Origin of the sequence: Bacillus cereus group sp. Sample62 (assembly GCF_036851315.1) — a bacterium.
GTDB lineage: Bacteria > Bacillota > Bacilli > Bacillales > Bacillaceae_G > Bacillus_A > Bacillus_A wiedmannii.
The window spans coordinates 215,920-234,731 of sequence record NZ_JAFLPK010000002.1 but is presented as its reverse complement, the minus strand read 5'-3'; the positions used below and the strand labels follow the sequence as shown (position 1 = coordinate 234,731).

Here is an 18,812-nt window from a genome sequence, read left to right as displayed (position 1 = left end):
TTCCTCTATTTTGTTTATTTTGACTTTTGGATAGCACCACATGCCCATCAACTTAAGAATTTAGAATTACCCCAAAATGAAAAAAATAAGCTTTTTGTTACTTAATAACGGTGTGTCTGTAGCCCTAAAAGGGGCATTTAATTATTAGAATATAATTATTACATTATCGCATACAGTAAAACATATATTTAATAATAGGAAACAGGATTAATACCTTAGCTAAATTTAAATGATTCGTACTATATCTATCAAGAAAAACCTATTCAAGATTAATTAAAATTCAATTATCTGAGCTTTTTTCAAATCAGCAAACCATTCACCTATTATATCGTTATGATGCTTAATAATTTGGGATGCCGATAATAATGTAGTGTCATATGTACTATGCCCATCTTCAACAAGAGTAACATCATACCCTAAGCTATATGCACGTCGACACGTCGCATCTATACATATTTCAGACTGAACGCCTGTAATCACAATGTGTTCGATGTCCCTTTTATTCAATTCTTGTTGAAGACTTGTTTCATGAAATGAATCAGGGTGGTTTTTTTCAAGAACGATATCTTCAGATAGTGGAGCTACAGATTCATGAATTGCCCATTCCGGATTTCCATGCTCTAATAAAGATCCTGTTTTCCCATTAAACTTCATGTAAAAAATAGGCGCTTGGACAGTACGAGCTTTATGGATTAACAATTGAATGTTTTTTAATAATTCAATTCCTTTATATAGCATTCTTTCTTCTTTAAATGAACCCACTTGTACATCTATAATAAGCAATGCTGCATAGCCTTTTATCATAAACGACCACCTCACATTTTGATTAAAATCATACAAGTAAAATATGTATAAAATAAGTATCCATTTTTAAAGTATCCAAAATGGATAGAGAATATAAATATGTGGAATCATGAATTTTTTTATCTTCAAGCTAGAAATGAATACATTAATAAAGTTTGTATTGCTTAATGTAGCCTAGAGGTGTTTGAATGTAGTGAATTTCGCACGTACAGTGTTAAGTGGCGCAAAAGATGGAGATAACTTCAAAGTCTTACCTATCGCAACGATGGGGATGAAGAATGACCATAAATAGAACCTGTTGTTTATAACAGGTTCTAATCAGAGTTATAGGCTCAATTACAGGAACTACAGATCTACTGGGGGGTAGTGTAATTCCTGATTAAAATTAAGATATGTTAAAAAATTTTAAATATGATTAATCAAATGATAACTAAACAAAATCGTTATTTTAAAGTGACTCAAAAAAGAGCACAGATATAAATGTGCTCTTAGAGAGGTAGGTTAAGTATCCTATTGGCCATTGTTCAAAGTTAATATATGTACGTTTAACTAAAAAGTGAAAAATAAAAACAGGATAGTTAGAAAAAAGCTAACTGTTTCATTGCAACTTGTAAAAAAGAATGTGGGAGGTTCAAAAAAGAAACTATATATAATTATACAAGTAAAACAGAATTGTACAGCATGAAAAGGAGCACTACATAAGTGAGTGCTCATCGATAAGGAGGTAACTTTTTTAGCTAAACACCCTTCTTAAAGAATATGCTGGAAAAGTGGGAAATAAAACTAAAATATAGTAACTAATGATGTTATGAATAACAATTTATAGGGAGAGGTTTAATGTTGTTATTATTTAAATAATAAAGCAGCTAGCTCAATGAACTAACTGCTTTATTGTCCAACAATAACGATACCCACAATACGTTGTAACTTAAAGTTACAACTATAGTATAAACGGAATTAAAAATATTATGTAAAATTAAAAGTGAGCTAAATAAGGAAACTAAAAAGAGCACTAGGTACAAGTGCTCTTTAAAAGAAGACCCTATGAGTTAATAGCTACATATCCGTAATATATGATGACAAACAAGTTAATATAAAAGAGCATTCAGCAGAAAACTAACTGCTCATTCCTAGAAGAAAAGGAAAAACAAAATTAAAGAAGTCACTGTGAATTCAAGCTGCATCAGCCCATCTATAGCATTGGACATAATGAATAGAAACAATAAGGTCATTAAAACTCACTTATAAAAACGTAAAGGAGGCACTGCTTAAATTGTAGTATCTCCTTTTAAAAAAGTTAAGTTCAGCTTTACTTCTGAAATCAAAACAGATAATAAAGTTGTTTATTTCCTTGTGAAACTAAAGCTACCATATAGTTGAATAATATAAATTGTTTTATTCGAATATATAGTTTTAACATTGACTTTCCGTCCTTATCCAATAACGGAGTAAATTCCCCTGCATATCCACTCAACTAAATAAATGATGAATTCCTATTTCTTTATCTACCATTATTACTCGTGAACACATAATTTAGAATTTTATTCGGAAAAACTCAAAAAGGCAGCTAGAAAAAACTAACTGCTCTAGTAAATACTATGAATACAATGTTTATTCGTATTCAAACTTGGATTACCTATATTGTTAACATGCCCTAAAAATTTATTCAATAAAAGAGCAGTTAGCCCAGTCTAACTGCTCGATGCAGAGGTATTGTATGCCGAGTTATTGATTTTATTCAAGGAATAAAGAAATTGTATTTATTTGAAAAATATAGTTGAAGAATTTTATAGAGAAAATGTAGCAAATTCTATATTACAAGAGATACAAGGTGTAGCTCCAATAGAAGACAGAAGTACGAAGACCTAAACAACTTTCTGAACCAAATTTTAGTAAGGCTTCAACTAATTTAACTGCATTTGAAACAAAACTAAATAGTAAAACCTAATTAAATGTGAAATTCAACTAAAATTTAATTCTACATAAGTAACAAAAGATATTCATGAAAATGGATACTTTCTCTTCTAAAAAGTATCTATTTTATGTCCATGTACAAGTGTAGAAAGACATAAAAGTCTAAACTAAAATCTCACAAATAATTGTTGATAAATAGTAATTACCATATAGCAATAGGATTTGTAAATAATAATCAAACCACATACCTAAAATCTCGAAGATTATACTTTAATGAAAAGAATTCGAGGACTTTTTGCAAAGTACGAAAAATTAGAACGTGAACTTAAAGAAGTTAAATATTGCTTGTTGAAAGCAATATTTGTAGCACATAAGATTAATACGTAAAGCAATTATCTTTATATAATCTTGATATGAATTTTACTTTGTCTTTCTATAAATATGATTTTATCTAAATATAAACAAATTACACTCTCCTTATAAAGCATCGAGGAGAGATAATGATGAATCCATTTAGAAAAACAACCCTGTTTGTATTTACACTATCAGTATTAAATACAAACATTGGTATGTCACATGGTGATATTCCTATATTTACTAAAATACAACCTGCAATACCACAAGAGGAGAATGCAAAATCAGAAGTAGAATATATGAGAAATGAATCAGTAGAATCAGAAAAGGTACTTGAAAAAGAAAATAGGCCCATAGAGCAAGAAAAAGTGATAGTAAGGCCATTGGATGTGCCGCTGATTCTACAAAAACCAGAATTGATGAGAGGTTGTGAAGTAACGAGCCTTGCTATGGTGTTGCAATTTTCAGGTGTACAAGTCGATAAGATGGAACTCGCTGCAAAGATAAAGTCTGTACCATTTCAGGGAAAGGGTATAAAGGGGAATATGCACAAAGGGTTTATTGGGGATATAGCTACATTTGATAAACCTGGACTAGGTGTTTATGTAGAGCCGATTTTAGAATTGGCAAAGGAGTATGTTTCAGAAGAGAAAGTGAAGGATCTAAGTCACAAAGAACCTCAGCAAATATATGAGGCGATAGACAGAGGGCAACCTGTATGGGTATTAACAAATGCCCGTTTTAAACGGTTACCTGATGATGAATTTTATACATGGCGTACAGATGCAGGAGAAATGAAAGTGACATATCACCAGCATAGTGTCGTTGTGACCGATTATGATGAACAATATGTATATATTAACGATCCACTAAAGAAGGACAAACACAGAGCAATTGATCGGAATAGTTTTGAACAAGCCTGGATTCAAATGGGAAGACAAGCGATGACAGTTTCAATGTAAAACGAACGTAGATTGGATGAGAATAGAGATGAAAAAAGTTTTAATAGTTGAAGATGAACAGATTATCCGAGAGACTGTAGCCCATTATTTCTCGCATGATGGATATGAAGTAATTACAGCGGAAGATGGTCAAATTGGGCTAGATTTGTTTGCTGAACAAGAGCATAATATCAGTTTAGTTATTTTGGATATTATGCTCCCATTAATGGATGGATGGTCAGTGTGTAGACGTATTCGAAAGAATTCTAATGTTCCTATTATCCTATTAACGGCACGAAGTGATGAAGATGATACGTTACTTGGATTTGAACTTGGGGCAGACGATTATGTAACAAAACCATTTAAACCGTCTATTTTATTAGCGAGAGCAAAACGTTTGTTCAAAGATACAAATCAACAAGTACAATATCAGGACTGTATTAATTTATGTGGTATTCGCTTAGATAAATCAGCACGTTCTGTTTCAATAGATGGACAAAAAATAGATTTTACACATACAGAATATGAAATTTTACACTCTTTAATGCAACACAAGGAACAAGTACTATCAAGAGAGCAGTTAATCACAAATATTTGGGGATACGATTATGATGGAGATGATAAAACACTAACTGCACATATGCGTAATGTACGATTAAAACTTGGTGAGAAAGCAAAACACATTATTACAGTTGTTCGTACGGGTTATAAATTTGAGGTAGAAAAATGATGAGAAAGAAGATTGTGTTTCAGTTATTTTCTCTTACCTTTTTACTATGTTGCATGATTATCGCAGCTATCTTTTTCGGACAAATGTATGTGATGAAATACTTATATATAGATAAAGAAAAAGAAAATGTTCAGAAGCAATTACAACGGTACTATACATTTTATGAAGCTCATAAACAGGATGAAAATACACTCCAGAGGAAGGAACTCTCGTATGCTAATCAGCAGGGTATTATGATTGCTAGGCTCGATAAAGAAGCCAATATCAAGAAATTACCATCAGGAGATCATTATATAAAAACAGTTGATAAAAATGATTCGAGTCGATCCTCTAAGGTTGTGTTTAATAATTTAATCAATGCAAAGAAAGATATGGATCCTAATTTCAGTATATTAATTACAAGTTTACTCAATAAAACGACTAAACTAGCTATCATGGATACAGTAAGTAAAAGATCGAATAAAGACATAGTGATTCCTACAACATTGAGAATAAAAGGTTATGATGGAAATTTTGTTGCACCTACTTATTATCAGATTGATAAATATATGATGTCTGGTGCTAAAAATGGTATGAAGGTTTTTTCAAAAGAAGAAAGTGAGAAATATTATTTCTTAGAGGGAATTGTAACAGAGATAAATTTCCCAGTTTACTTCAATTCAAAAATGAATAATACATTGTATAGTAATGAGGTGTTTGCAAATCGTATTTTGCAATTTCAATCGGAATGGATCAGCGATAAAGTGAAATTACAAGGAGACGAATGGGTTCAGAATGAAATCAGTATAGATGGAATCAAGTATCTAGAAACGATAAAACCACTCATGCAAAATGGACAAGTAAATGAATTCATTTATACATTGTCTTCGTTACAACCGATTACAAAAGTGACAGATGTAATGAGTGATTATTATATATATTATAGCATTTGTGCTGATTCTATCGCTGGTTGTATGTTTATATTATTCAAGAATTATTACCAAACCATTACTAAAAATTAATGAAGCAACGAAAAAAATAATGCAATTTCAATTTCAAGATAAGCTTTCTATCAAATCAAAAAATGAAATTGGTGAGCTTTCCTCTAATATTAATCAACTCTCAGAAAGAATGGAAGGATATATCAATCAGTTAAAAACAGACTTAGAAAAAGAGAAAAAATTAGAACAGACACGAAAAGATTTCATTGCAGGCGTTTCGCATGAATTAAAAACGCCACTCAGTGTCATGCAAATATCTGCATCTATGCTGCAAGATGGAATCGCGCCTGAAATGAATCAATATTATTGGGAAGCATTAGAAAAAGAAATAGAGAAAATGAATGTGTTAATAGATGAAATGTTGAATTTGGCTAAATATGAATCCGGAACGTACCAAATACAGATGGAGCAGGTTAATATAGGGAATTTAATTCAAAAGGCAGCAAAAGATTTACAAGTTCAAATTAAAGAAAAATCACTACACATCAAATTAAATATAGATAATGTTTGTGTTAAAGGTAAAACACATCTGTTAGAACAGGTCATAACAAACTTGTTTACCAACGCGATTCGCTATACAGATGCGAATCGAACCATTGTGATAGATGTAAACGAGAAACAACATGACGTATATATAGGGTTTGAAAATAAAGGGGCACATATAGCAGAAGAAAACATAGATAAAATATGGGATCAATTCTATAGAGTGGATAAATCAAGAAAAAGAGTATATGGTGGAACGGGTCTTGGACTTTCAATTGTAAAAAATATATTAGATTTACATAATGTAAAGTACGGTGTAACTAATACAAAAGATGGGGTATTGTTCTACTTCCATTTAGAAAAATGGGATACAAAGTAGTAAGATGTAACATTGATATTATAGATTTTACTGTGGTGTTAAAGGCGATTTACATTCATATAAATTATTTTTAAAAAGGTGCGGAGTCAACTGAAATGTACCCTTTAAAATGGACAGTTTAATAAAAAAAAACTGAAAAATCAAGCCCGGAAAAGATGGTTCCGATATTCAATCGGAATCATCTTTTTTAATGTTCACTGATAACGATTATAATTATACCCCTCCATCTATTAATGGTATCTTTAGTAAAGTTGAAGAATATGTAGGCTAAAGCGTCCATAGCGTTGCTTTTTTTGGTTATATAAGGGTAATATCATATAGGAGTAGAGGCCATGCATATTTGCACCAGAACCGGTTAAAATTAAGGTGGTTCAGTTAGAGAAAGGAACTTTATGGTATCATTTTAGCGAGTTTATTTATATTAAACTATATAAATAAGAAGTTGCATAAAGGTAAGTAAATATTATAATTGATTTTGAACCATTTAATCCAACAATAAATGACATAGCGATCAAACTTACTATGGTACTTTTTATACCGTTATTCTTAGCCTTGCTTATCAAAGTCATACTTATGAAATTTATGAGAGAATCGATTGCTGGCAGACTAGCATATCTATCTTGTCTATTTTTTATGTACTATGTATTTAAATTTGTTACAGAGTAGAAAGACATCTTAGGATGTCTTTTCTTTATAAATAACAGTAATGTAGTATTTAAGCCTATACGTTCACACAAGATTACATGTATTTAGTTCTGTATATCAATAAAGTTTTGGAACTTGATTTTCTTATCCAATCAAGTTCCAAAAAACTCTAAACTAAAAACTTATAAAGAATCTTTGATAAATAGCCATTATTATAAATTTTGTAGGTACTTTCATGTCTTAATAACAGGACATGAAAGTCTAAACCTTTTGAACATAGGACAAAAAACTCTTAACTACTTAGCCAGTAATATCTTTAACTTATTTTATTATAATAGATGAAAATAATGATAAAATTATACCTTTTTCCTAATTGCACGTGTGAATATTCTGATACAATAGAATTAAATAAATTTAAAGTTAGGGTGAAACGTAATGTGGGATAGTCATTTCCATGGTACTCCAAGTAAAGTGATAGTTGAAGAGATTTCTTCGGAAAACAATAGTGATAAAACTTTTAAAGTTGGACAAATATATTCACATCCATTATATGTTTATAAGCTAGAAATTTCTAAAATTGAAGCGTATAAAGGTGAAAGTTATAGTTATAGAAATGCTTCTATATTTGTAAAGCCTTGCTTTTTTAATAGGGAAAATGAAATTGTTAAATTAGATGAGTATGAGATGACTACAGAAGAATTGAACGCAGACAAATGGTGGATTGAATCAGAAAAATAGAGGTGAGAATACTATGATTAATTTACTTATAAATACAGGTCTTTCTAAAAAGCTGTTAAGTGAATGGCATCCTATCAAGAATGGTCACTTGAATCCTGAAGATATTACATATGGAAGTTACGAATATATTTGGTGGGAGTGCTCTGAGGGACATGTTTGGGGATCAACTCCTAATGATAGGCTGAAAGTTGAAGATGAGCTTTGTCCAAAGTGTATGAAGAAAAAGCAGCAGCTAGATAAATTAAACAATGTTAATAAAATAGAAGCTAAATCACTTAGATGTATTGATCCAGATTTATCTAAGCAATGGAATTTCAAAAGAAATGCAGATGTAACACCTGATAATGAGATGATTGATGAAGAGAATTGGAATGTTAGATGGTGGATATGTGGTAAGGGTCATGAGTGGAAGGAGTCTGTTAGAAGTAGACTTCATGATAAAACTGTGTGTCCATACTGTTCAAATAAGAAAGTTTGCAAAGACAACTCATTAGCAACAATGTATCCAGAGATAGCAAAGGAGTTTTGTATCTTTGACACATGTTATCGGCAGAAATTCCGAAATCCATATGAGGCAATTTATACTTCAAATGAAGAAGTAATGTGGGTTTGTAAAGAAGGTCATATGTGGAGAGAAAAAATAAATTTAAGAGTGAAAAATGGTAAGGGATGTAGAACTTGTGAAAAGTATCAACAGTCAATTGCTCTTCATAACCCAGAAATAGCAAAAGAATGGCATCCTACAAAGAATAAAGAAGTATATGGTGTAACAACACCAGAGGAGACATCTACCAGATGTAACGAAAGAGCATGGTGGATTTGTGGTAAGTGTGGACATGAATATAAAGCAATGGTCAAAGCTAGACATGAAGGGGCTGCAAAATGTCCGTCATGTTATCCTCCAGAACCAAGGGTAAGAAAAAAGAAAAGAGAAGCTTTATTTCAAACTTATAATAAGATGGAAGATAATAGGGTTATCTTTGAGAAGAATTTAAGAGGAAAATTTAAAGATAGTGAAGGATAGCTTGAAATCTTTTTTCAAATTTGTGCTGGGAAGCTAAAAAACTAAAAAAGTGTCCTTTTTGCTTTTTTAGTTTTTTACATTTTATTTTGTGGAAATGAATTTAAATAAAAGCACCTATAAATCTCTAAGGTGCTTATTTTACTATATCTAGACCTTGCTATTTTGTGTAGCAAGGTCTTTTATTATATGTTCTATTTATAAAGTGAATTTAGTACGATAGAACATTTTCAATACTCCTAGAAATCATAGCAGTGCTTTTTTGTTATAAAGGATAATATTATATAGGAGTAGAAGCCATGCATATGACAAAAAAGAACAATTTCGGTAGGAATCCTGATTGTTCCCTGAAATGCGTCTTATATTTGCAAAAGAACCGGTTAAAATTAAGATTGTTCAGTTGGAGGAAGGAACCTTATGGTATCTTTTTAGCGAGTTTATTTGTATAATTTTATTCTTTAAATAGAACGATAAGAGAAAGGTAAGTGAATATTATAATTAATTTCGAACCATTTAATCCAATAATGAATGACATAGCGATCAAACTTGCTATGGTACTATTTATACCGTTATTCTTAGCATTGCTTGTCAAAGTCATACTTATGAAATTTATGAGAGAATCCGTTGCTGGCAGGCTAGCCTATCTATCTTGTCTATTTTTTATGTACTATGTATTTAAATTTGTTACAGAATAGATAGGCATCTTAGGATGCCTTTTTTATAAATAAAAGTAACGTAGTATTTAAACATATACGTTCACACAAGATCACATGTATTTAGTTCTGTAAATCTATAAAACTTTAGTTTGGATTTTCTTGGCCCAAGCTAGTCCCAAAAATGAGAGTTTAGAGTTTCATGCCTTTGTACAGTACATTAAGATAGGAGGGGAGTTTAACTCACATTTCCTCAACTGTTCGTTAAATTCCGATTTAACGAACTGTTCAGGACTTTTCGTAGGATTTAAATATATTAGAGCGAATCAGGAATATATTGATACATCCGCCTTTTTTTAAATTGTTATTTCACCAATGAGTAGCGTGAAAGTTTAAAGGACCCTTAAATTAACTAAAGCCACTAAGAGTTAACTTTTAGCGACTTTAGTTAATTGGGAAATTTCGAGATATAATTAGGGATTAATTTTTTCTGTACATTTCAAATAGACTTTAGATGAAAAATCACACACGTATCGAATTTGTTTTTCTGATTGTTTTCTTGGAATAAAAACTAATCTCTTTTCATCCATTGAGTATTCATATTTTAAATTTTTAACTTTTTTAAAGTCATCCTCAGTAATCGGTTGAATATCGTAGCTAATCTGTTGAGTTGTTGCAACCTTTATCTTGTTCAGCATGAAAAAATACAAACAGCTAAGCAAAAATGCCAAAGGAATCCCATTCCAAAGGTAGCTAAAGTATTCCCCTTTATTAAGGTATTCTGACGAACTGGAGAAGAAAAAGATAATACTAGTAATTACATTGAAAACTAAAATTTTAAAATGTAAACTTTTGTTTCTTATATTTTGTAATTTTTTTGCACTTATTGAGGTAATAGTGAAATATATAAAAAGTATAAACCAAACAAAAGCATTCCAAATAAAGAAACTATGTTTATAATATTTACCTATGGCCTGGTAAAGGATTATTGCATAAAGTAAATATACTATTGTACCCAAAATTATGCCAATAACGTAAAACCATAAATTTAGTCTAGCTTGAGTGAATGGATCTTTAAGTTGCTTATCGAGAGGTTTAGTCGTCACTATACTTATAAATTGATTACTTCCATAAACCAAAGCTCCTACAAATGCGATTATAATCGCTGAACATTTTCCAAGTGTATCAATAGATAAACCACTAAACATTTCACATCTTCAATCCTTTCTTTATTTTAATAAATGATTTAAGAATGGAAGAGAGATTTAGATCAACCATCATAAGATTAATAATTATGCTAAAATGACTGATTTTGTAAACAAAACCTTCCTCCTATATATCATTGATATCTTTATATTATCATATAAATGTTAATGGATGAAATTCAATATGTATGACAGGTAATTTAGCCATCATTAGACCTTTCGTTGGCTGTGGAATAGCTGCAGGGATTGCCACAGCAAAAACATATAAGGACTAGAAAAAGATAGACAAAGAGAATTAGAATGGCACCATACTCTTTATATTAAATAGACTAAAATTTTAGATTTATATTTGTTAGTGGAATAAATTATATCGTTAATCACTCTCTTCTAATTGCCGTTTTTCTAAACGCTCAATTGCTTCACGTCGTTTAGAATCATCAATATTTGTGTACAAGGATGTTGTTTCCATTGAATTATGTCCCATTTGGTTTGCCAACAAAACAAGATCTTTATTTTCATTATAATGATTGGTTGCGTATGTATGACGCAACTTATGTGGACTCTTTTTTTCATCAAATGCTCTAGTATATTTCTCTGTGAGTTTTTGTATAGCATTAACAGAAATTTGCGCATATGAACCTTTATAATTCGTAACAAATAGAATATCTTCATCATCAGGGCACTTATAACGCGCAGTACGTACTTTAAGATACTCTTGAACATCATCTAGAGCTGTTTGTGTAGCCAAAATAGATGATTTTTTATCTCCTTTTCGCACAACTTTAATGTAACGAGTACGAAAATTAATACTAGAAATAGTTAAACTAGCTGCTTCAGATACCCGAAGGCCTGTACCTAAGATTAAGCTTAGAATAGCAATATCACGTTCTCTATCGCGTTTGAAGAATCTTAACTTACCAGGAGCATTTTCTTGTAGCATTTGCTCATATTCATTGGATAAAAAGCGCATAAATTTAATGTCATCATTATTGTGGAAAATAACTTCAGAAATTTCTTTTGCTCTTGCTGCAGCATCAATTTTTTCTTTATGAATTTCCATTTTGGCCATAACATTTCTATAAAAGTAACATTCTCCATTATCATCTTCAGTATTGCTTGTTAGGTAGTTAAATAATGACTTTAGAGCTGAAAATGTTCGTATAACCGCCTTTGTTTTATTACCTTGTCTCTCTAAATAACTTTTAAACCTTTTTACTTGTTTAAGAGGAAGGTGTTCCAGCGTTTCAATTGGAACTTCATGCATTTTCGTTACAACTTCACCATCTGTTGTAACAAGACGAGAGGAGATTAACCATTGTAAAAATATTTCATATTCAATTAAGTACCCATACAAAGTAGCAGGGGAGAGGTTCGTTTTCTCTTCAATATATTCAATAATATACCAAGGCATTTTTTCTTTATGACGTTCTACACGTGCTTGATACACTTGTTTTTCTCGATTGCTCAATTTTTTCACCTCAAACTTCAAAACAGTACATTGGATTTTATAATCAATGTACTGTTTTGTCTAAATTCGCCTAATTTTACATTAAATACAATTTTAATTCACAAATTACTTTCTATTCATTTTCCACCTTTTTAAGTTTAACCATGTCATAATTAAAATTAAAAAACACCATATCCCTAAAGTGGTACGTAAAGGGTGCATATTTACATACCACTTAATATAAGGGATTTTGACTAGTATGTCATTCACCATTAACTTTATTCCATTATATCCTAATACAATTGTCAAAATAGAAGATAAAATAAGTATTAGGGTTTCATTCGATTTTACTTTAAATTCTTTTTGAGCAATCACATCTTCACGAATATTTTTAAATAAATCCTCTGCATTTTTCAATAAAGGAGTAGTATTTGTTTTTTCTAAGATATCTTTGTATAATTTTTTAGCAGTACCCTCAAGACTAAATAAAATCTCTTCATTATATCGTAATTTTAAGAAATTAAAATCTCTCCTTAAAGAATTGTATTCTTTTGGTGCAGTATAAACATTATTAGAAATACCATTCAACAAATTACGCACAAAATGTTTTTTTATAAAACTTAATTCATAGAATCGTAAATACTCATACATTTGGATTAAAGTTTGATTTTTGTATATTTGCATAATTTGTTCATTATATACTTTTAATCGTTTGAGTTGTTTTTCATCTTTTTCTAAAACCTTTTTAGCATAATCATGGAAAGCTGTATAACCAAAACTAAGAATAGAAAATGTAGGACTACACATATAGGTATTATCTTTACTTTTTACAATTTGTGCTTCTGCTAAAGTTTGTGTTATTTCGCTATCCAAACTTCTTTTAACATGTTCTTTAGTGCCATTAAATAAATAACTATAATATAATCTTTCATTACTATTAATGAATTCTTCATGATTATTAAATTTATTAATTTGATAATCACCAAATACCCAATTGATTCTTCGATCAATACGATTTTCTTGTAAATTTACCTTACTTAATGTAGAAAGTTGATTAACATAGTAAGACATAATTTCATCGATATTAGTATTTCTTTGAATAGATTTTTCCCAAAAATCTATAGAAGTATATTTTTTTTCACTTCATAAAAATGAACCTCTGGTATATTAAAACTTCTAGGAGTATCAGTAGGCACTGATATAACGTTTTTATCTTCAAAAGTAACAGTCACTTGCAATGTTATAATACCAACATCATAAATATTTGCTATAACGTAACCTTCAGAATATTTTTCATTATTTTTTATTACAAAAGGAAGTAAGATAATCCTTTTGTAATTCTGCATTACAAAATTATTACTCAAACTTTCGCTATCAACTATTGCTAACTTTTTATCCATATTAAGCAAGTTTTCATATGCTAAATATTCTATAGGAGATGGTATATGAACCGCAGTATAATTACCTGACTGATCCTCATGAATAATTTCATATTCGTTTATGTAATCATCTTGCACACCAAATTTCTGGTATAGATTATCTAATTTTTTCATATCAACGTGTTTTGGTACTAGGGGTATATAGGAATAGGTCGCATCTTCCTTTTTCTTTATGGGATCAAATGCTTTATACTTTGTATATACAGCTTGTTTATATGTTAAATATTCCCTATATCTAGAATTTATATTTCTTATATTTGTTTTAGAATCAATATGGGAAATATACCCCTTGGAATTTTGTATGTTTTTTTGAATAACTTTAAATGAGTCTTTATCATAAGTCATAATACTATACATGTTTACTACTCTATAAAACAATCTATCATCTCCAAATAAAACAAATTTAATTCATAATTATTTCGGGAATTTAATTTTACCTAACGTTACTTGGAATAAATTAATAACTGTATGCATTAAATAACTAAATGAAAAGGAGGTGTAAATCATTATCCCTGCGTGTAGATAATGATTCATCACAAAATCTTTACTATAACTTAATATTAATATACAAAAGTTAGAAAAAACAAATAATATCATAGCTTTTAAAGTACTTAAAAATGCATCCTTATTTGGTATTACTTCTTTAATAGATTTAGAATTTAATGCTGCTACTCCTACTAACAAAGCTGCTATTCCTAAGGAAACAGAAAGATTTGTTTGGGCAACCGTTTTAGTGTAATCTTGTATAGTTTTATAAGCATCTGCTTCTAAGAATAAACCTTGCTGATCCCATAGGATATACATAAACGCGGTTAAAAGTATATAAACTCCTGATGATCCCCAAAATAACATATTACTAGCTTTCATTATTTTATTTTCTTTACTTTCACTCAAAATATGTTCCTCCTAGCTTAGATATACTTTTGGTAAATGAACGATTACTAAATCTCTTAATATATTATACTGGAAAATAATTCTTTTATCAATTGTAAGTTAAACACGGATTTAATGTAAAATTAATTGTTAATTATCCTCCTCTTTTTGATTTATATATTCCAATGGAATTAATAGTATTAAGATATTAATTCCATTGGAATTATTAAGAATCTTTAACAATTACCCCTAAAAGTTTTGAAAATCCAATAGCCTGTTCAGTAGAGATTATACACCCTTGCAATTTCCCTAAAGAAATAGTGATATTATCAAATAGACAAGTGCTTAAATCAACACCTTTAAGAACTACACCAGCAAGATTGGCTTGATGCATTTTACACTCATTGAAGTTTACATTTTTAAATTTAGATTCATAAAGATCAGCATTACTAAGCGAACATTTCTGAAATTTAACATTCTTTATATTAGAGTAACCAAAAGAAGCATAATCTGCAAAGCATTCATCGAAAAATACATTTCTTAGAGTAGACTCTGATAAATTTATCCCTAATAGTTTGCACCCTTTAAATTTTACCCTATGAATAATAGCGTTACTAAAATCAACATTTGATAAATCACATTTCTCAAAAATAACGTCTGTCAACTCAACAAATCTAAATGCAACATCTTGAAAAGTAACGTTTTGAAAAAATATTTTTTCAAAACACATTTTGTCAATAGATTCTCCAGAAATTTCACTGTTAGTTACAATTCCTGTACTAACATGTCTTTCTTCTTTGTGGCTATCACTAATTTTAATCTCATCTAATTGTCTAGGTATTTTGGGTGATAAAATTTTTGCTTCCACAGCCATAAATAATCCCCTTTACTAAATTTACTATTCCCCCTTAAATATAACTGATTTTTCATTTTCTTTAAATTTAAACATACAAATATCCAAACTTATTATTGGAAATAATCAAATATAAATAATGGTTTAGTTAATAAAAGCCATTTAATTTTAAAAGGTTTTATCCCCATACTAATGGTACCAATCCACTTTCCCTTATTAAATAGCTTTTCAATGTCTACTATTTTATACATATAACTTCCTAATTCATAAAAAGTTAAAATAACATATTTTGTCTTAAGATCATTATTAATAATGTTAACATCATAAATTAAATGTACATGGTTATTATCTTCTAATACCCTATCCATATCTAATTCCTCTGAATCTACAATTAAATTTTGAATACTAGTACCATTTAACCCACCATGACCTGTTGCCTCTACTTTTCTTTTCTTTGCTGTAAATAAATCAAATGCAGGTGTAATTAACTTCCCATTTTCAACAAAAGTGATAGCTTTAACCTTAGTCCCTTCAAAATCAAAATTAGAATATGTTCCTGGATCTTTAATTATTAAATTTCCTAGAGAAAAATCGAGATTCGTATTTCCAATAATAATATTTAATAGCAGACTATGTAGTAGTTTAGATGCCGCATAAGGAGTAAACAACCATGGTAAATTAGCAACACTATTGATACAAGCTGTAACAGTCAATTTTAATTCCTCAGCAATTACCTTAGGGTTCAAATAATCGTATTCATACCAATTATTGATAATTTTTTCTCGTATATTACCATCAAAACTTGTAACTAATGAATACCTAATTTCTTCTTTTGTACTAGACAAAACACTTAAGCGATTGTTTGGGCCATCTATATGTTTTCTATGGAGATTATCGCTATTAAACTGATGGCTTGAGAAAGAAATTTCCAAGCCATCAAGAGGATATAAATTTTCAAAAGCTTTTTTTATTAAAAAATCTTCGTCTACACATTGATTCGTTATAAAAGTCCCAATCATATTATTGTATATAATTCGCATTCGTCGATAACTCTCGTTTTTTTCTTCGAGATAATTATTACCTTCTTTGCTAATGTTAGTTTGTACAGTTAAAAACTCCCATTGAATTTGTATCATCTCCTTAATAAAGTAACTTGATTTAATAGAATTGAAGGTGAATAATTGATAGTTGGTATTGAAATTCCATTTTTAGTACAACGTGCTGAATTAGCAAGCATTACATCATTCCCTATTCCACTAATTCTGTTTAATAATTGAGTAATAGGAATATAAAAGTAAAATGGATATATACTCTTCTCTGGTTTCCCTTTAATATATTTAACTGCATGTTCAACATGAAATATTCCAAAGCCATTAGTATATTCTGCACCACTCAATTTAATGCATTTAATGATTTCTCTATCAAAGTTGTAAAAATCTCCAACCTCCACTCCACCTGAAAGCGTCATTAATTCTGTACACCTGATGAGGCCTAGACCAGAATGCGGTGCGGCTTTAACAAGTCCAGAAGGTTTGTTAACATTATTTTTTCTTTCGTATATTTTATTTGCTATGTATCCTTGTTTTATAAAGAAATTATTTCTTACTTTAATACCTTCATCATCATAAAATCTAGTACACAAATTTTTTACATTAAGCTCTTTAATTCCAATTCTATCAAGATTGTAACTTGAATTTGATTCTAAGAAATGTCCTATCATTTCATGAATTAGAATTGATGCAGGGGTTGGTGGTAACAACAAATTCGCACTTTGATTTAAATCTAAGTCTTCATTGATTTTAGGATAATCTAAAATATAATTTGTATAATAAAAAGAAAAATTCTTTTTTATCATATCTAGTATTTTATATATGGAATCTGTGCCATCAGTAAGTTTTATTAATTTTCCATTTAAATTAAATGAAAAATATAAGTCAAACCAAGATTTCACAATTTCAAATTGGATATCTTCACTATTAGCATAATTCCTTCTTAAATGAGTCACATGTATATTTATTTCAAAGTCTTGTTCTTTTTGTTTACTTAAGAACTCGTTCCATTTTTCAACTTCTTTAAAATCAATTTTAAAGTAATTAGTCATATGTTCACTTATATTCATTTGATCTACTTCTAGTTTGCTAAACCACTTTCCAAATTTATATATTCTACAAAAGGAAGAAGCATCAAAATAATAATTAGAAATAGAATATGCACTTTGATTTAACTCCATTTTAAACTCAAGGGTAAAATCTTTTCTGTATTCTTTATAAAAATCCACATTCTCCCCCCTAAGTAATAGTTCGAAAAGAGTTAGAATCTGCAAAGTACTCTATATTTCTTAAAAGAATTTGTTCGGCTGCAATCAGAGACATTGCTTTAATTGTATCTTTCCCTAAACAAAAATGACTTCCATGTCCAAAAGAAAGACTTTGATACATATTTTCTCTATTCCATATAAATTTACTAGCCTTTTTAAAATAGCTCTCATCTCTATTTGCTTCTGAAACTAAAATATTTATTTTATCTCCTTTCTTTATGGTTTCATGATTATTAATTTCAATATCTTGTATTGCTACCCTAGTAAGGCATATATTATTTAATAACCTTGCTGATTCTTCAAATACCTTCTCAAACAAAGAATTATCTAAATTTACTTTATTTATACCTTCCTTCATTTCCAATAAATTCTTCAAAAAAACCACAGGAAGCTCCATTGTCATCTCTGCACAAAGCATTTCAATAAACGGGTAAACAAATGTTACTTTTTCTTCTAGCGTCAAAGTTTCTGAATTTCTTAAAAAGAATACAAAACCGTCTGAACTAACAGGTTCTGAAATAATTAAATTTCTAATTTGTTCAAAAACAATATGATACGCTGCTTTTGAATACTCTTCGCTCACATCTTGCTTTCTAGTAAAGTTCACACCTGCCATTAGCTCAAATCCTTTACGATCCGAGATTCCTAATAACGAAAAGATAGCCTGTTTTATATAAGGCGAAATATATGTTTCTTTAACATCATGTATTTCCCCATCCTCAAGCATATCTAGGATATTAGAGGCTATAGGAATAAAGTATAAGTCTGATAGGTATATTATATTTTTATAAGTAAAAAAGCGGGAAAATACTTTTTTTAATCTTGGTAAACTTTCATCATTCGACAGTGTTAAGGCTAGAAAAAAACTAGCGGTTTCTTCATCAAATTCACTTAAGTGAGGAGTTCTTACAGAATTAGAATTTAGTATATTTTTCGCTATATTCAAGTCATCTACTATCCATTTGTTTTTTTGAATAGAAAAATAAATTTTATTAGAAAATGGGCATCCATTTTGTTTTTCTTCCAAAAATATTCT

The 18,812-nt window shown here is 29.6% G+C and carries 15 protein-coding genes and 1 pseudogene; 6 read left to right on the top strand and 10 right to left on the bottom strand.

What is annotated here, in order from left to right:
* Positions 1-273: 273 nt before the first annotated feature.
* Entirely contained in the window at positions 274-804 is a 531-nt protein-coding gene (locus tag J0835_RS28220) for a cysteine hydrolase family protein (RefSeq protein ID WP_000589748.1), read from the bottom strand.
* 2,414 nt (positions 805-3,218) lie between these two features.
* On the opposite strand from J0835_RS28220, the gene J0835_RS28215 reads away from it, so the two are divergent.
* From J0835_RS28215 to J0835_RS28190, 6 genes and pseudogenes are all read left to right on the top strand, one after another.
* Positions 3,219-4,034, top strand: a complete 816-nt coding sequence (locus J0835_RS28215; protein ID WP_001997354.1) for a C39 family peptidase — start codon at positions 3,219-3,221, stop codon at positions 4,032-4,034.
* 28 nt (positions 4,035-4,062) lie between these two features.
* On the top strand, positions 4,063-4,743 hold the full coding sequence (locus J0835_RS28210) for a response regulator transcription factor (RefSeq protein WP_000756749.1): 681 nt from the start codon (positions 4,063-4,065) through the stop codon (positions 4,741-4,743).
* Positions 4,743-6,585, top strand: a pseudogene (locus tag J0835_RS28205) (ATP-binding protein). Before J0835_RS28210 ends, J0835_RS28205 begins: the two are co-directional and overlap by 1 nt.
* A gap of 1,080 nt (positions 6,586-7,665) precedes the next feature.
* The gene (locus tag J0835_RS28200) at positions 7,666-7,968 is read left to right on the top strand and encodes a hypothetical protein (protein ID WP_000263523.1); all 303 of its coding nucleotides are present in this window, start codon (positions 7,666-7,668) and stop codon (positions 7,966-7,968) included.
* A 13-nt stretch (positions 7,969-7,981) separates the two neighbouring features.
* Positions 7,982-8,992 (top strand): zinc-ribbon domain-containing protein, encoded by a 1,011-nt coding sequence (locus tag J0835_RS28195; RefSeq protein WP_000609152.1) that lies wholly within the window; start codon positions 7,982-7,984, stop codon positions 8,990-8,992.
* A gap of 482 nt (positions 8,993-9,474) precedes the next feature.
* Entirely contained in the window at positions 9,475-9,684 is a 210-nt protein-coding gene (locus tag J0835_RS28190; protein ID WP_001021329.1) for a hypothetical protein, read from the top strand.
* A 431-nt stretch (positions 9,685-10,115) separates the two neighbouring features.
* On the opposite strand, the gene J0835_RS28185 is transcribed toward J0835_RS28190, so the two are convergent.
* The 9 genes from J0835_RS28185 to J0835_RS28145 all read right to left on the bottom strand — a co-directional run bounded on the left by J0835_RS28185 (position 10,116) and on the right by J0835_RS28145 (position 18,803).
* Positions 10,116-10,850 (bottom strand): hypothetical protein, encoded by a 735-nt coding sequence (locus tag J0835_RS28185; protein WP_048520026.1) that lies wholly within the window; start codon positions 10,848-10,850, stop codon positions 10,116-10,118.
* A 370-nt stretch (positions 10,851-11,220) separates the two neighbouring features.
* Positions 11,221-12,315, bottom strand: a complete 1,095-nt coding sequence (xerS, locus tag J0835_RS28180) for a tyrosine recombinase XerS (RefSeq protein ID WP_042512099.1) — start codon at positions 12,313-12,315, stop codon at positions 11,221-11,223.
* Between the two features lie 105 nt (positions 12,316-12,420).
* Positions 12,421-13,365 (bottom strand): hypothetical protein, encoded by a 945-nt coding sequence (locus J0835_RS28175; RefSeq protein WP_277507442.1) that lies wholly within the window; start codon positions 13,363-13,365, stop codon positions 12,421-12,423.
* A gap of 47 nt (positions 13,366-13,412) precedes the next feature.
* Positions 13,413-14,111, bottom strand: coding sequence for a hypothetical protein (locus tag J0835_RS28170; protein WP_333728191.1), 699 nt, complete (start codon positions 14,109-14,111; stop codon positions 13,413-13,415).
* 36 nt (positions 14,112-14,147) lie between these two features.
* The gene (locus J0835_RS28165) at positions 14,148-14,627 is read right to left on the bottom strand and encodes a hypothetical protein (RefSeq protein WP_048520025.1); all 480 of its coding nucleotides are present in this window, start codon (positions 14,625-14,627) and stop codon (positions 14,148-14,150) included.
* Positions 14,628-14,832: 205 nt separating this feature from the next.
* Positions 14,833-15,480: a pentapeptide repeat-containing protein gene (locus J0835_RS28160; protein ID WP_042512101.1), complete on the bottom strand. Its 648-nt coding sequence runs from the start codon at positions 15,478-15,480 to the stop codon at positions 14,833-14,835.
* Positions 15,481-15,572: 92 nt separating this feature from the next.
* Entirely contained in the window at positions 15,573-16,595 is a 1,023-nt protein-coding gene (locus tag J0835_RS28155; protein ID WP_042512102.1) for a metallopeptidase TldD-related protein, read from the bottom strand.
* Positions 16,592-17,737 (bottom strand): hypothetical protein, encoded by a 1,146-nt coding sequence (locus tag J0835_RS28150; protein WP_042512103.1) that lies wholly within the window; start codon positions 17,735-17,737, stop codon positions 16,592-16,594. The genes J0835_RS28155 and J0835_RS28150 overlap by 4 nt, the downstream gene beginning before the upstream one ends.
* A gap of 10 nt (positions 17,738-17,747) precedes the next feature.
* Positions 17,748-18,803, bottom strand: a complete 1,056-nt coding sequence (locus J0835_RS28145) for a cytochrome P450 (RefSeq protein WP_042512104.1) — start codon at positions 18,801-18,803, stop codon at positions 17,748-17,750.
* Positions 18,804-18,812: the final 9 nt, after the last annotated feature.

Coding starts and splice junctions, on each gene's coding strand:
- J0835_RS28220 (WP_000589748.1), bottom strand. CDS start 804: ATGATAAAAGGCTATGCAGCATTGCTTATTATAGATGTACAAGTGGGT.
- J0835_RS28215 (WP_001997354.1), top strand. CDS start 3,219: ATGATGAATCCATTTAGAAAAACAACCCTGTTTGTATTTACACTATCA.
- J0835_RS28210 (WP_000756749.1), top strand. CDS start 4,063: ATGAAAAAAGTTTTAATAGTTGAAGATGAACAGATTATCCGAGAGACT.
- J0835_RS28200 (WP_000263523.1), top strand. CDS start 7,666: ATGTGGGATAGTCATTTCCATGGTACTCCAAGTAAAGTGATAGTTGAA.
- J0835_RS28195 (WP_000609152.1), top strand. CDS start 7,982: ATGATTAATTTACTTATAAATACAGGTCTTTCTAAAAAGCTGTTAAGT.
- J0835_RS28185 (WP_048520026.1), bottom strand. CDS start 10,850: ATGTTTAGTGGTTTATCTATTGATACACTTGGAAAATGTTCAGCGATT.
- J0835_RS28175 (WP_277507442.1), bottom strand. CDS start 13,365: ATGTCTTACTATGTTAATCAACTTTCTACATTAAGTAAGGTAAATTTA.
- J0835_RS28160 (WP_042512101.1), bottom strand. CDS start 15,480: ATGGCTGTGGAAGCAAAAATTTTATCACCCAAAATACCTAGACAATTA.
- J0835_RS28155 (WP_042512102.1), bottom strand. CDS start 16,595: ATGATACAAATTCAATGGGAGTTTTTAACTGTACAAACTAACATTAGC.